This window comes from [Flexibacter] sp. ATCC 35208 (assembly GCF_001975825.1).
Taxonomy (GTDB): domain Bacteria; phylum Bacteroidota; class Bacteroidia; order Chitinophagales; family Chitinophagaceae; genus Chitinophaga.
On sequence record NZ_MTKN01000026.1, the window covers coordinates 39,843 to 55,199 of the forward strand.

At 43.7% G+C, this 15,357-nt stretch carries 12 protein-coding genes; 9 read left to right on the plus strand and 3 right to left on the minus strand.

The genetic code is table 11. The annotated features are described in order from the left end of the window. Positions 1-48: 48 nt before the first annotated feature. Positions 49-2,499: a hypothetical protein gene (locus BW716_RS17455; RefSeq protein ID WP_083724278.1), complete on the minus strand. Its 2,451-nt coding sequence runs from the start codon at positions 2,497-2,499 to the stop codon at positions 49-51. Positions 2,500-2,559: 60 nt separating this feature from the next. Here BW716_RS17455 and BW716_RS17460 point away from each other — a divergent pair, with 60 nt between their 5' ends. Then, on the plus strand, positions 2,560-3,837 hold the full coding sequence (locus BW716_RS17460) for a hypothetical protein (RefSeq protein ID WP_143708890.1): 1,278 nt from the start codon (positions 2,560-2,562) through the stop codon (positions 3,835-3,837). Between the two features lie 212 nt (positions 3,838-4,049). Further along, positions 4,050-5,060 (plus strand): RNA ligase (ATP), encoded by a 1,011-nt coding sequence (locus tag BW716_RS17465; RefSeq protein WP_083724282.1) that lies wholly within the window; start codon positions 4,050-4,052, stop codon positions 5,058-5,060. A 15-nt stretch (positions 5,061-5,075) separates the two neighbouring features. Here the strand turns inward: BW716_RS17465 and BW716_RS17470 are convergent, their stop codons facing one another. Then, the gene (locus BW716_RS17470) at positions 5,076-6,008 is read right to left on the minus strand and encodes an exopolyphosphatase (protein WP_083724284.1); all 933 of its coding nucleotides are present in this window, start codon (positions 6,006-6,008) and stop codon (positions 5,076-5,078) included. Positions 6,009-6,078: 70 nt separating this feature from the next. On the opposite strand from BW716_RS17470, the gene BW716_RS17475 reads away from it, so the two are divergent. After that, positions 6,079-7,536 (plus strand): alpha/beta hydrolase-fold protein, encoded by a 1,458-nt coding sequence (locus BW716_RS17475; RefSeq protein ID WP_083724286.1) that lies wholly within the window; start codon positions 6,079-6,081, stop codon positions 7,534-7,536. Positions 7,537-7,633: 97 nt separating this feature from the next. Here the strand turns inward: BW716_RS17475 and BW716_RS17480 are convergent, their stop codons facing one another. Then, positions 7,634-8,194, minus strand: a complete 561-nt coding sequence (locus tag BW716_RS17480; protein ID WP_083724288.1) for a zinc-binding dehydrogenase — start codon at positions 8,192-8,194, stop codon at positions 7,634-7,636. A gap of 116 nt (positions 8,195-8,310) precedes the next feature. Here BW716_RS17480 and BW716_RS17485 point away from each other — a divergent pair, with 116 nt between their 5' ends. From BW716_RS17485 to katG, 6 genes are all read left to right on the plus strand, one after another. Continuing rightward, on the plus strand, positions 8,311-8,724 hold the full coding sequence (locus BW716_RS17485) for a DUF1761 domain-containing protein (RefSeq protein WP_083724290.1): 414 nt from the start codon (positions 8,311-8,313) through the stop codon (positions 8,722-8,724). Next, the gene (locus tag BW716_RS17490; RefSeq protein WP_083724292.1) at positions 8,724-9,263 is read left to right on the plus strand and encodes a YdeI family protein; all 540 of its coding nucleotides are present in this window, start codon (positions 8,724-8,726) and stop codon (positions 9,261-9,263) included. Before BW716_RS17485 ends, BW716_RS17490 begins: the two co-directional genes overlap by 1 nt. A gap of 94 nt (positions 9,264-9,357) precedes the next feature. Further along, a complete protein-coding gene (locus tag BW716_RS17495; protein WP_083724294.1) occupies positions 9,358-10,254 on the plus strand; it encodes a lysophospholipid acyltransferase family protein in 897 nt (298 codons plus the stop codon). A 37-nt stretch (positions 10,255-10,291) separates the two neighbouring features. Next, on the plus strand, positions 10,292-11,323 hold the full coding sequence (locus BW716_RS17500; protein ID WP_083724296.1) for a fatty acid desaturase: 1,032 nt from the start codon (positions 10,292-10,294) through the stop codon (positions 11,321-11,323). A gap of 57 nt (positions 11,324-11,380) precedes the next feature. Continuing rightward, entirely contained in the window at positions 11,381-12,577 is a 1,197-nt protein-coding gene (locus BW716_RS17505) for a vWA domain-containing protein (protein ID WP_143708891.1), read from the plus strand. 374 nt (positions 12,578-12,951) lie between these two features. Further along, positions 12,952-15,210, plus strand: a complete 2,259-nt coding sequence (gene katG, locus BW716_RS17510) for a catalase/peroxidase HPI (protein WP_083724300.1) — start codon at positions 12,952-12,954, stop codon at positions 15,208-15,210. Positions 15,211-15,357: the final 147 nt, after the last annotated feature.

Below are 15,357 nucleotides of genomic sequence, written 5' to 3' on the forward strand. Positions count from 1 at the left end.
TCCGTTTTTTGATTCATGCGCTTTGGCGCCAGATTGGCTCCTATTTTATTATTCTAAAATGATATTACATTCTTCGCTGATCGCTCCATACTTTTCACACCATGTAAGCCAATGATCCAACTCCGGCTCCATTGGCGGCGCATCTTCCTCCCCTCTGAAAAGCACGGCAGTTCCCGCTTTCAATTCTATCTGGTATTTCAAATTATCTATCCACTCCTGCCAGTATTTCACATCGCCCCGCTCATTGTATACATAATCCCATAACTTAGGCTGGTGCACCCGGGCTTCATTTAACAGGGCAACATCACCCGTCTTTATTTCTTCCGCGATCTTTTTCAATGCCGCTTCTTCTTCCTCATCTGCATATGTAAAGTATTTAGGAAATACACCAAACGGATGCATCAGCTCATTCAGTATATCCAGATCTTTCACATGCATGCCCGCTATAATAAACGAACCTACACCAACATCCAGTCTTAACAAGGCACCTTGCTCCTCAGTTAGCATGCCATTCAATCCACACATAAAACTCTTGTCTATCGGATCTTTTACAAACCGCTCGTGCAACTGAATATTCACGCCCCAATAATAATCTAAAATACTATTCAGTTCATCTACCCGCTCAGACAGTGGCACCGACCTTGTAATTTCACCTGCCAGTCCCGCTGCTATCAATCCATCTAACAATGCAGCGCCTACCAGCCAGTAAGGACTGTCAGCTAACCCACGATGCTGGCTATCCTCCTGATACTTAGTAAAGATATATGCATAAGGAAACTGCGCCGCATACAATACCCTGTTGAATACAGACCCCGCCAATCCCTGAAAGATCGTTTCATCAGGTGTATTTCTAAACATCCAGATCAGTTTCCAAAGCTGCTCTTTATCGACGTTTTTGATCAGCTTATTATTCCAATTGACCTTTCGGTTCACATACGTTTCGGCAATGTTGAATATCTTCAGCACTTCTGCCTGCATTTCTACCGGCGCCGATACCCATCTTTCATCTTCATTCTCTATTAATGTACCAATGGTATCCTCATCTGTAATGTACCAGAAAAAATTCTTCTCATCATCCGTATGAATAGCTGTAATTGAACTGGGTACAGTGTCTCCTTCTTCATCTATCTCCCCACCTTTATTCAATGCAATATGCCAGCCATCTTCATTAATCGCTACCCGCGTATGATCCGGCCCAAACAAAGGGACATTCAGCAGGTTGAGAAAATCTCCCTTTGAAATAACATTGCGCTGGATCAAAGGTTTTAACAAAGGAATACCCTCCTTCACCGTGGTATAATATAAGAACCAGTCTTCCTGGTCAAACAATTCATCAATCAACTTCTCTTTAATAATATCCTTATCATCGTCATCATTAAAATCCAATACTTTCACACGGGCGAAATCTGAGAAATGGAAACGGTAATCATCTGCAACCACTATCGGTGCCCATACATATGATTGACTATTAAATTCCCCATGGTTATAAATCCCCATCAGCAATTCTTTTACCGCTACATATCCGGTTACGTAAATAAGCTGACCTCCAACGATGACGTTCTTTGCTTTTAGATTTCCTAATACTATCAGTGAGCAGGCACCATCAGTTTCTTCGTTCAAGATATTGCCATTCACAATCAGATCACCGATAACAATAATGCCAAAATAATCCGGTACATCGAGATCCAGTGATTCCAGTACCGTGGTTCCATTGTAGAGCAAAAATTTCAGCTCATTGCGTTCCGGCATTTTTTCCACCATCGCCAATGGATAGCCTTCGTACTTAGCCGGTAAATGCTGTACCAATGGTTTAATAACATCAAAGCCTACAATTTGTGGAACGGGATTATTATCGGCAGAAATATGCTTCAATGAAGATTTGAACACAGGCACACCTTCCTTTAATAATTGAAGGAAACCTGCATCACCTGCAAAAAGATAATTGTCATCATCCAGCAATTGAGCAGCGATTTCCGGTAAGAGGATCTTTTTCCAGTCGGTATAATCTGCAGCCGGAATCTGCCATCCACGACAATAAGTGGCCGCATGGATGGTACCTTTTATCTTCCCACTATGATCATCAATGATCAATAACTCTCCATTCAGGTCGCCGGATATTTCCACATTGCCATGGTTGTAATAGGCGACCATGACATCGGCGACCGTTACATCTCCATTCACAATGATTTCTACACAGCCTGCTACGAGGCGGGTACAGGTCAGGGAACCGTTTACCAACAGAAAGCAACTGTAGGTATCCAGTTCAAAATCCATAATAGGGGCATTGACGGTGAGGTTCCCGTTTACAATAATGCCAGCAACATTCTGTTCATAATACAGGTCATATAGGTCTAAAAATTCGTTTAGTACAGTATCCCCTTCGTATATCCTGATTTGTAGGGTATCCGGGTTTTCTTCGAACAGATCATAGTCAGTCGTAAGGGAGTCTAACAAATCGTTTTCCAGGGCTGCTCTTAGTGGCAAGGTTTTGAAGCTCAAAATAATGGTTTTTATAGACTGTGAAGATAATGACTTTAATAAATGATTTACATTTATGCCATGAGATGTTTTTTGCTCCTTTTTATATTACAGGCTACAGCCTGTAGTCATACAGAAAGCTTCCCTACCGGGAAAGTCATTGATACCGTGGTCTCTAAGGCCAATCCATCGCAGACCTATGCCCTGTATATCCCGCCGGATCACAAAGGAGCTGTTATGTATTGCTTTGATGCCCATGGTGCGGGAGTATTGCCTTTGAATAATTATAAAGCACTGGCAGACAAGTATGGGTATATCCTGGTGGGGAGTAATAATTCTAAAAACGGGAACGACTGGAGCACGACGGAAAACATCTGGCAGGCACTGGAAAAGGATACAAGAGCACGGTTAGAGATTGATACCAACCATGTATACACCCTTGGATTTTCAGGTGGAGCAAAAGTTGCGGGATATGTAGCATTGAATCATCCGGGTATTAAATCGGTGATTGTCAATGGTGCAGGATTACCGGATGGTACGCCGCCAGGAGATTTTCCTTTTACCTATACCACAGTAGCGGGCGAAGGAGACCTGAACCTGACAGACCTGCTGGGGTATCATATGGCTTTGAACAAAACCAACACGAAGCATCACCTGATCACTTACAATGGCAAACATGAATGGGCACCGGCTACGTCCATGGATGTAGCATTTGCAGGTATCAAAGCGGATGAAGGCGCTGCGCCACCAGATTTTATGGCGAAGACCCGCACAAGGATGGAAATGGCTGTACAGTCGAATCAGTTCCTGAAAGCGGAAACAGAGTGCAGGTTATTGCTCAGTTATATGCCAAATGATAATTTCTTTAAAAATCAATTAGATATCATCCTGAGTAATCCTGCATATAAAACACAGTCGCAAGAGCAGATGGCGGTATTGATAAAAGAGCAAAATACCAAGGAGTCTTATAATGCGAACCTCGGTACCCAGGATACCGCTTACTGGCCCAAAACCATTAGCAGCCTGAATGCGGGGGCACAACTCCCCTCTTTTGAAGGCGCGATGAACCAACGGCTATTGGCTTATCTGTCTCTGATGTTCTATTCTGTAAGCAACCATTATATGGCGAGTCATACCGATGGGGTGGCGAGACATTTTGTAGACCTTTATGAACTGGCGGATCCTACCAACAGCGAAGCGTATTATTTCTCTGCGATATTGTATGCTCGTGCAGGAGATGCGGATCATGCAGCGACAGCATTGAAAAATGCAGTGAAGAATGGTTTTAAAGATAAAGGACGGTTTGAACAACAACCAGAATTTGCCACAATGAAAAATTTATCTGGAATAGTGAAATGAAATTAAAAAATTCCTATACCTTTGCTCCCGCAAAACTTTAAAATGAAACAAGTACAACAAATAGCACCAATGATCAGCGGAGACGAATATCTCCGTTATCCGCTGTGTGGGGCTTATTGTACTGATAAATAAAGGATTACCTTATTCCGTATAATACAAGCCCCGCAAGCAATTGCGGGGCTTTTTCTTTTTAATCCCAACCTACATTTAACATGAGAAAACTAGCAAGTATCCAAAGGATCAAAAAACTGGAACCTATCGAAGGTGCTGATGCCATAGAGAAAGCCTATGTGCTTGGCTGGCAGTTAGTCGTAAAGAAAGATGAATTTAACCCCGGTGATCTCTGCATCTATTGCGAGATCGATAGTTTGATGCACCCTAAACCCGAATTTGAATTCTTACGAGCCAGAGGCATGCGCATCAAGACTGCAAGACTGAGAGGCCAGATCTCCCAGGGCATTGCTTTCCCTCTCTCCTACCTGCCTGCAGGTTTTGAAGTGGAGGAAGGCGCTGATTGCACCGATGCACTGGGCATTACCAAATACGACCCTCCTATGCCTGCGTGTCTGAATGGCGTGGCGAAAGGCCCCTTCCCCGGTTTTATACCCAAAACGGATGAGACCCGGGTACAGGTATTGCAGGATATACTCGACAAATACGTTGGCGAGACCTGCTACATCACTGAAAAGCTGGATGGTAGCTCTACCACTTACTTCATCAACAATGGTGAATTCGGCGTATGTAGCCGTAACCTGGAATTACTGGAAGATAGTGAGAACAGTCTATGGAAAGTAGCCAGAGAGCAGGATATTGAAAACAAACTTCGATCACTGAATGGCAACTATGCCTTCCAGGGAGAAATGATTGGCGAAGGTATACAGGGTAATAAACTGAAGTTACGCGGGCAGCACATCCGGTTCTTCAATGTATTTGACATAGACAATGCTGCATACCTGGATTTTGATAGATTCACTTCGCTGATGTCTTCACTGGAACTGAGCACTGTACCAGTATTGAGTACGGATTACGTATTAGAAAATGACATTGAGGAGCTGGTAAAGAAAGCCACTATCAGGAGTAGCATCTGTACAGAGGCATGGGCGGAGGGCATCGTTATCCGTCCTGTAAAAGAACGGATAGAGTTGTACAACAATCATTTTGTACATAGCAGGGTGACCTTCAAAGCTATCAATCCTGAATTCCTTTTAAAATATGGTGAATAGTTTTTTTAGGGGGTATCAAAGTATGATACTCCCTTCTTTTGGTTCCCTGATGTAATCATCCAGGAGACCGGCTAAAACGCCCATCTTAAGGTCATAAGTAGAAAGGCTTAATTGCTGTAAGTTCAACTGCTCCAATACATAATCCGTAATGATAGCAGCAATGACGATCATATCTACACGCAGGGAAATTAAGCCTTTCATATTTGCACGTTCACTGTGTGTAGCATGAATTAACCTTTTAGAAATTGCTTTGTATCTATCTATATCCAAACCCGCTGAAGCCACCTCCCCTATTTCATTTCCATCATTCAATAACGCAGCAAATGATTCAAAAGCACCCGCAGAACCTACTAGCAAAGAAGGCTTGTATTGTGCACACGCCTCTTTTAAATCAGGTAATGTATTGTGTAAATGATCTATAATAGACTGATGCTCCGTATCACTCAACGGATCTGAATGAAAATAAGCCTGCATCAACCTGGCTGCGCCTATGTTATAGCTTTTCTTCCAGAGCGCCTTTTCCGGATTACAGATAATAAACTCCGTACTTCCCCCACCAATATCCATCACAAGGGTCGTTTGTTTTATCAGGCCAGTTGCCATCACCCCGCTGAATATATATCCTGCTTCTGCTTCGCCGGTAATCACTTCTATATGAATCCCAATCTCTGCTGCTTTAGCTACAAATTCCTGCCCGTTTTCTGCACTACGTACGGCAGATGTAGCCACTGCTTTGATCGTATCTACTTTATAATTGTCAATGGTAGCTTTGAATTGCCTGAGCGTACGAATGCCCCTTTCCATTGCCTCCGGTATGATCATATTTTGATTGATCCTTCCCTCCCCTAACAATACCGGTGCAGTCGTTTTATATAAAATCTGATCTACACCTTCTGCTATCAGCAAATGAAATGTATTTGTACCCAGGTCTATTACTGCATATCTCATATCCTACCCTTTAAATATTGCAAAAGATATAAAAATTCTCTTTAATTTAGGTTGTAGACACATATTCTATATGAAATCAACTTCCGTTTTTGTTTGCTCACTGCTCTTTTGTATTCATTCTTTCGCCCAGCAGTTCAGCGTCAGTTTTCCCGACAGCCTGCTTTCCACACCATTCACCGGCAGCATTCTCGTTTATCTTTCCAAAACTTCGAAGGAACCCCGCCAGGCCTCCTCACTTCTGGATAACGCCCCCTGTGTAAGGATAAATGTAGAAAATATCAATCCCGGAGAATCGGTCCTGATCCAGGCAAGTGCACTCACCTTTCCTGTTCCATTGCCTGACCTCGAACGGGGAGAATACTATGTGCAGGTAGTATGGGATCGCAACCTGGGCGGACAATTCATTGGGCAGTCCCCCGGTAATTTATATAGCACTTCGCGAAAAATACGGTTGCGCTATCAAAGTCAGGAGACCTTCAGCATCCAGGCGGATCACATCATCCCTGCATATACCTTTACGGAGACTGATTACATCAAAGAACTAAAGGTACCTTCTAAATTGCTGAGTGATTTCCATCAAACACCTTATTCTTTGAATGCAGCGATCCGGTTACCAAAGGAATATTATACTTCGCCTAAGCGAAAGTTTCCCGTCAAGTTTGTGATATTTGGATTTACTGGTAACTATCATTATTTCTCCGGGTATCCGAATCCGATGGAACCCATAGATACCATACCGTGTATAGGCGTATACCTGGATGGAAATTGTCCATTAGGGCATAGTGTATATGCGAACAGTGATAACAATGGACCATGGGCGGATGCATTGATTAAAGAATTCATTCCTCAGCTGGAAAAAACGTATCGTTGTAATGGAGCGCGCTTCCTGCATGGCCATAGTAGCGGTGGTTGGAGTGTATTATGGTTACAGACACAGTATCCCGATCAGTTTACAGCCTGCTGGTCCAGCTCTCCTGATCCGGTAGATTTTCATAGTTTTCAGAAGATAGATTTATATGCGCATGAGAACATGTATTATGACAAGGATAGTACGTTACGTCCTTTAGGTACTATTGCAGGACAGGTACCATGGATCTATATGCGGAATGCATACCAGATGGAAACGGTGATCTATAGAGGAGAACAGATGCATTCATTTGATGCGGTATTTGGGCCCAAAGGACCGGATGGAAGTCCGCTGCGATTGGTAGAGCCATATAAAGGGGAGATAGATTCAGCCGTGTTCAATCATTGGAAGAAATATGATATATCTGCTTATCTGGTGAAAAACTGGGAGCAGGTAAAAAATAAATTGGATGGTAAGATAAGAATTACGGTAGGGAACCAGGATAATTTTCTACTGAACTACCCGATTAGAATGATGGAAAAGAAAATGAAGGAACTGAAGGCGGGTATTGATTTTGTATATTATCCGGGAGATCATTTCACCGTGCAGACGCCACAATGGGTCAAGGAGGGGAATTTATTTTTTGAGGGGAAATACCAGGAATGGTTGAAGAAGAAATAATACAAAGTTGAAAAAGAAATAACCCGGGGTTGAAGAAGAAATAATTCGAAGAAAAGAAGCTACTTTTTAAAACTTTTAAAAGGTAGCCTCCTCTTTTTTACAAACTACTCATATCAATCACAAACCTGTACAACACATCCCCTTTCTCCAACCGTTCAAAAGCGGTCTGTATATCCTGTATCTTAATCACCTCTACATCAGAGACAATTTTATGCTCCGCACAGAAGTTCAGCATCTCCTGCGTTTGTGCCAGTCCGCCAGCACCTGATCCAGCTACAACTTTATTGCCGGCAGCCAGACTGAAGGAAGGAATAGACCAGGGTTTTGCAGGCATCCCCACATTGATATAAACCCCATTTGTTTTTAATGCAGCGATGTAAGGATTGATATCATGATCAGCAGCGACCGTGTCGATGATAAAATGAAATGAGCGCTGTACTGATTTGAATTGTTCTTCATCGGTAGTGACTACAAAATGATGTGCACCTAGTTTTAAAGCGGCTTCTTTTTTACGGACAGAAGAACTAAGTACAGTTACTTCTGCACCAAAAGCTACGGCAAATTTCACTGCCATATGTCCCAGGCCACCTAAGCCAACTATAGCTACCTTATGCCCCTTACCTACCTGCCAGTTGCGCAGCGGAGAATAAGTGGTAATACCCGCACATAATAAAGGGACAACCTCTTAGAAACTTTCTAAAAATAATTTTACCCCCTCCTGACATAGGGCTGTCATACCCGGTTTATAGCTTTGTTGTATAAATGTTAAAATCAATGATCAGTCAATTCGCACAATTAAACTGGATAAGCGTTGCCATCGCTTTTGTAGCCTACTCAATCCATGGCGCTCTATGGTTCACCGTATGGTTCCCAAAGCCTTACCGGCGCTCACTGGGCAAGGAAAATGAAACCCTGCCCAACAAGCCTATCTTCATCGTCGGACCCGCCATTTGCTCACTGGTCATTACCATTACCACTGCCTTGTTGCTGTACGCGCTACAGATTTCCTCCATAAAAGCAGGCATCGAATTTGGCTTGCTGATCGGCATAGGTTTTCTGGTAGCGAATACCGTGAACATCGCCATCAATCCCAATATTCCCAGACCCATTCTGTACGGCATCATTAGCGGCAGCTATCATTTAGTGGGTATTTTGATTGTAAATGCGATCTTAATTGCGATGAAATAATGGAAACATTTTGCCCGGCCAACAGGCAGGAATGGCGCCAATGGCTACAGGAGAACCATAGTAGTGCGCCATTCATCTGGCTCGTATATTACAAAAAGCAGGCAAACCGGTCTACCCTCACCTGGAGCGAAGCCGTAGACGAAGCCCTCTGTTTTGGATGGATCGACAGTACGGCAAGAACTATCGATGAAGAAAAATTCATGCAGTTCTTCACAAAAAGAAAGCCCACCAGTGTCTGGTCCAAAATCAACAAAGAAAAAGTAAAACGACTCATAGCCACCGGACTCATGATGCCTGCCGGCCATCAATGTATCCACCTGGCCAGGCAAAATGGGTCATGGTCTATACTCGACGAAGTAGAAGAGCTAAAGATACCCAAAGACCTGGAGAAAGCTTTTAAATCCAGAAGGGGTTCAAAGGCTCATTTCACGGGTTTAAGCAGGTCAGTGCAAAAAAATTATCTGCAAAAACTGGTACTGGCAAAACGACCGGAAACCCGGTTAAAAAGGATTCAGGAAATAGTCAACTTAGGTGGGTGAACAAAATCGTTCGCTCACCTTTTTATATTTATTCTCAGAAATTATTAAATACTATTAAATTGCCATACATTTACTCCATAAACTTTAGAAGAAATTGTCCTTTACCTATTACCTTTTACAATTTGCTACTTACGGTCTGGCGCTATTACCGTTTAGAGTATTGTACCTGCTTTCAGACGTCGTGTACGTTCTGTTATATCATGTTCTTTCTTACAGGAAAAAAGTTGTCATGAATAATCTTCGTGCGTCGTTCCCTGATAAGTCGGAAAAAGAGCTGACAGCAATCTGCAAGGAATTTTATCATTATCTCTGCGACATGTTCCTCGAAACGTTCAAGACGCTTGTCATCAGCAAAGAGACCATGTTAAAACGCTGTGTTTTTACACCGGACACCATCGCCCTCTTTAACAAGCTGGCCGAAGAGGAGAAAAGTGTAATACTGGTAATGGGGCACAAAGGTAACTGGGAATGGGCAGGCAATTCATTCAGCATTCTGCTCAAACAGCAATTGTATGTGATTTATCATCCGCTGTCCAACAAAAATCTGGATGCCCTGATGTATAAAATGCGTACCCGTTTTGGCACAAAGCTGATCGCCATGCAGGATACATTCCGCGAAATGGTAAAGAACAGGAAGGAAATAAACGCCACCGCATTCATCGCCGATCAGTCACCACAACCCGCTACGGCTCACTGGATGGCCTTCTTAAACCAGGATACCCCCGTATTTAAGGGAACAGAAAAGATCGCGCAGAAAATGAACTACCCGGTAGTGTATGTAACAGTGAACAAAGTGAAAAGGGGCTACTACTCCGTAGAAGCTTCCATGCTGGTAGAAGCACCAACGAACGAGCCAGAAGGCGCTATCACAGAGATCCATACCCATAAACTGGAACAGGATATCATTGCCCAGCCAGCCACCTGGCTCTGGTCTCACAGAAGATGGAAACACAAACGCCAACCACAACCTATAGCGGTACCGACCATATAATTTCTAATTATACCACAACGTTAAAATTATTCATTCTATGCGCGAAGGGAAAGACCTTATCCTGGCAACAAAACCATATGCCAATGAAATCAGGTCCAGGAGCTGGTTCCACCTCACTACAACTTTGGGGTTGCTGATACTGGCATTGACGGGCACGCTGGTATTGCCATATTTTATTTTAAGGCTGGCGGCCAGCATTTTTGCGGGTTTACTGATTGTGCGGACATTCGTCATTTACCACGATCATCAGCACCATACAATATTACATAATTCAAAACCGGCAGAAGCCATCATGGTTCTTTTCGGGATCTATGTACTGGCACCTACCAGCATCTGGAAAAGATCTCACGATTATCATCATAAACATAATTCAAAACTGTTCAGTGCCAGCATTGGCTCTTATCCCATTGCTACCAGACAAAAGTTTGAGCAAATGAGTCGTGGAGAAAGAAGGGGATACCTCTTCACCAGGCATCCGCTCACGATCCTGTGTGGCTACATCTTTATGTTCATGATTGGTATGTGCCTGCAGTCATTTGCAAGTAGTCCCAAAAAGCACCTGGATAGTCTGTTAGCGCTGGTATTGCATTTCTGCGGTAGCGCGGCGGTGATCTATTTCCTGGGTTGGGAGGCATGGGCGCTGTTCATCCTGATACCTTTTTCCATCGCCTGCTGTATGGGAGCATACCTGTTTTATGCCCAGCATAATTTTCCGGGTGTTACATTCAATGATAGTGAGGACTGGTGTTATCATGAGGCCGCGTTATTATCTTCCAGCTTTATGGTGATGTCACCGTTTATGAACTGGGTAACTGCGAATATCGGGTACCATCATATTCACCATCTGAATGCACGTATTCCATTTTACCGTTTGCCACAGGCCATGGCGGAGATTCCGGAGTTGCAACAGGCAAAGACCACCAGTCTGCGGATCAGGGAGGTGATTGCATGTTTAAAGCTCAAAGTATGGGATCCGGAACTGAAGCGGATGATCACCCTGCGGGAAGCTGCGGCGCTGAAAACACCGGCTTATAAAGTGAATACTCCCCAACCTTTAGGTTTTTCTTAACATTTATATTTATGGAAAATGGATTTTCCGGGAATCATGAAAGAAAATCCATTTTCCATGAGTCCAAAGTACATTATCCCCATTGGCACCTTTTTCTGTGCGTTATTCCTGATGGGCGCTGTGCGTAAGCACCCTGTTATGGAATCCTCTCCTTCCCCCGTTATAATTGATTCTCCCCACGCTCAATCTAAAATTCAGGTAGTATTTGCATTGGATGCAACAGGTAGTATGACCGGTTTGATCGGCGCTGCCAAAGAAAAAATATGGTCTATTGCGGGAAGTCTCGCACAGGCGGAGCCTGCGCCTGTCATTGAGATAGGTTTAATATTTTACAGGGACAGGGGAGACCAGTTTATTACGAGAAGAGTGGCTTTGTCGGGTGATATGGATGATGTGTATGAGCAGTTGATGCAGATGAGTGCAGATGGTGGAGGAGATAGTCCGGAGAGTGTGAACCAGGCCTTGAATGAGGCGGTAACGAAGTTTAAATGGGATACGGCGCAAAGCACCTACAAGACGGTGTTTTTGGTGGGAGATTGCCCCCCGCATATGGATTACAGGGATGATGTGAAGTACCCGGTAAGTTGTAAGCTGGCTACGCAGAAAGATATTGTATTAAACACGATCCTGATGGGGGATAATTATAAAGCGATGCAGGTGTGGAAAGATATAGCACAGTGTAATCAGGGAAGCTTTACGCAGGTAAATATGGATGCGAATGATATACAGGTGAATACCCCTTATGATAATCAGATTGCACGGTTATCAGATCAGTTGGATGATAGCAGGCTGTATTATGGTAGTGAAGATGAGAAAGTGGCCTATTCTGCAAAAGTATCAAAGAGCAAATATATCAGTACGAATGTGGCGGCAAATGTGAAAGCGCAGCGGGCGGAGTATAATGCTACAAAAGCGGGGAAGAGTGGGTATTATGGAAAGAAGGAATTGCTGGAGAACTATAAAGATAAATCCGTGAGTGTTGAATCTATAAAAACGGAAGAATTACCGGAGGAAATGAAGAAGATGACAGTAGTGCAGCGGGAGGAATATTTAAAGAAAAAAGTGGCGGTAAGGGATAGTTTGAACAAGGAGTTAGATAAGTATGTGAAGATGCGGCAGGCGTATATAGAAAAGGACCTGAAGAGCAGGAAGGCGGAAGATGTAGATAGTTCATTTACGAATAAGATATATAAGAGTATACAGCAACAGACGGAGAAGAAGAAAATATATCTGAAGAAGGATGCAAAGTATTAGAGTAGTGTATCATTTTGAATTTAGTCAAGCCGGCAGCAGGCAACTGCACGGGAGATTCGGGTGATTTTTTTAAAGAAAACTGCAACTGACACACTATCAATATTAGTAAGATTTATATTTTAATTTTAGGTTTTGAAGCGCCCTGAAGTTTATACTTCGGGGCTATTTTTTTGATAAGCTCTTTATATGAATTTTATATTAAATCCGAACAAACCCCTCCCCTCATTAGTTATTTATAAATGGCATTATATAGATTTAAACTATTAAAATATAGAATATATTAATCTTGTTTATATCCTTAAAGTCCTACTTTTACCATCCTGCTTGTAAAAACAACACCGTAAGCTTTCATTTAATACCATAAAATAAAAACAATGGGAAAAGAATCAAACGACATCAGTAAATGCCCATTCCACAATGGCAGTATGAAAAACCCAGTCGCTGGTGGTGGCACCAGGAATCGTGACTGGTGGCCTGACCAACTTAAACTCAACATCCTTCGTCAACAATCACCTTTATCCAACCCTCTCGGCGACGAATTCAACTATGCCGAAGCCTTCAAAAGCCTGGATCTCGAAGCCGTTAAGCAAGACCTCCATGCACTCATGACCGACTCTCAGGACTGGTGGCCTGCTGACTTCGGCCATTACGGTCCCCTCTTTATCCGCATGGCATGGCACAGCGCAGGTACCTACCGCGTTACCGATGGTCGTGGCGGCGCCGGTTCCGGCCAACAACGTTTCGCGCCACTCAACAGCTGGCCTGACAACGTTAGCCTGGACAAAGCCCGCAGACTACTCTGGCCTATCAAACAAAAATATGGCAACAAGATCTCCTGGGCTGATCTCATGATCTTAACCGGCAATATTGCCCTCGAATCTATGGGCTTCAAAACCTTTGGCTTCGCAGGTGGACGTGTCGATAAATGGGAACCGGACGAAGATGTATATTGGGGTTCTGAAACCACCTGGCTGGGTGGCGATGTGCGTTACGCACACGGCTCTGAAGGTGTAGTTGAAAACCGCGGCGTACTGGTATCAGATGATAATGCAGATGGCGATATTCACTCCCGTTACCTCGACAAACCACTCGCTGCTGTACAGATGGGTTTGATCTATGTAAACCCTGAAGGTCCTGATGGTAATCCTGACCCCATTGCAGCTGCCAAAGATATCCGTGATACCTTTGGTCGTATGGCTATGAATGATGAAGAAACTGTTGCCCTCATCGCAGGCGGTCACAGCTTCGGTAAAACCCACGGCGCAGCTACTGCTGATCATGTAGGCAAAGAACCGGAAGCCGCAGGCATAGAAGCACAGGGTCTGGGATGGAGTAATAGCTATGGCTCCGGCAAAGGCGCCGATACTATTACCAGTGGCCTGGAAGTAATATGGACAAAAACACCTACCCAGTGGAGCAACAACTTCTTTGAGAACCTCTTCGGTTTTGAATGGGAACTCACCAAGAGCCCTGCCGGCGCTCACCAATGGGTAGCAAAAGATGCTGATAATATTATACCGGATGCATATGACAGTGGCAAAAAACACCGTCCTACTATGCTGACTACGGACCTCGCTTTACGGTTCGATCCGGCATATGAAAAGATATCAAGGAACTTCTTTGAAAACCCGGATGCATTTGCAGACGCGTTTGCAAGAGCATGGTTCAAACTCACACACCGTGATATGGGGCCAAAGGTATTATACCTTGGCGCCGACGCTCCACAGGAAGAACTGCTCTGGCAGGATCCGATTCCAGCTATTGATCATGAACTGGTGAATGATGGCGATATAGCTGCACTGAAAGAGAAAATACTGGCTTCCGGCCTGAGCATCTCTGAACTGGCGTCTACCGCATGGGCTTCTGCTTCTACCTTCCGTGGCTCTGATAAACGCGGTGGTGCAAATGGTGCACGTATCCGCCTGGCGCCACAGAAATACTGGAAAGTGAATAACCCCGCACAGTTACAAAAGGTGTTGGATAAACTAACAGCAATACAGAACGAGTTTGCTAAAAAAGTATCCATCGCTGACCTGATTGTACTGGCAGGTGGTGTAGCAATTGAAAAAGCCGCGAAAGATGCAGGACAGGATATTACTGTTCCATTTACACCCGGCCGTATGGATGCTACACAGGAACAAACGGATGTGGAATCTGTAGGTTTCCTGGAACCACAGGCTGATGGTTTCCGTAACTATCGTAAATTCAAATCATCTGTATCTACTGAGTCATTGTTGATTGATAAAGCTCACCTGCTTACACTCACAGCGCCTGAACTGACAGCATTGATCGGTGGTCTGCGTGTATTGAATATAAACTACGACGGATCAGCTGATGGCGTGTTGACAACTACGCCGGGCAAACTGACAAATGACTTCTTTGTGAATTTGCTGGATATGAATACCGCCTGGAAAGCAGTGACTACTGAGCAGGAATTGTTTGAAGGAACAGATCGCGCCACTGGCAATGTTAAATGGACGGCAACACGTGCGGACCTGGTATTTGGATCTAATGCAGAATTGAGAGCGATTGCGGAAGTGTATGGTAGTTCAGATGGAAAGGAACGATTCATTCACGACTTTGTGAAAGCGTGGACGAAGGTGATGAACCTCGATAGGTTTGATGTGAAATAGGTTTGATGTGAAATAGGTTTAATCTAAATAGGTTTAATCTAAATAGGTTTAATCTAAATAGGTTTGATGTAAATAAGTTTGATGTAAATAAGTTTGATCCAAATAAGTTTGATCCAAATAAGTTTGATCTAAATACATTAGATTTAA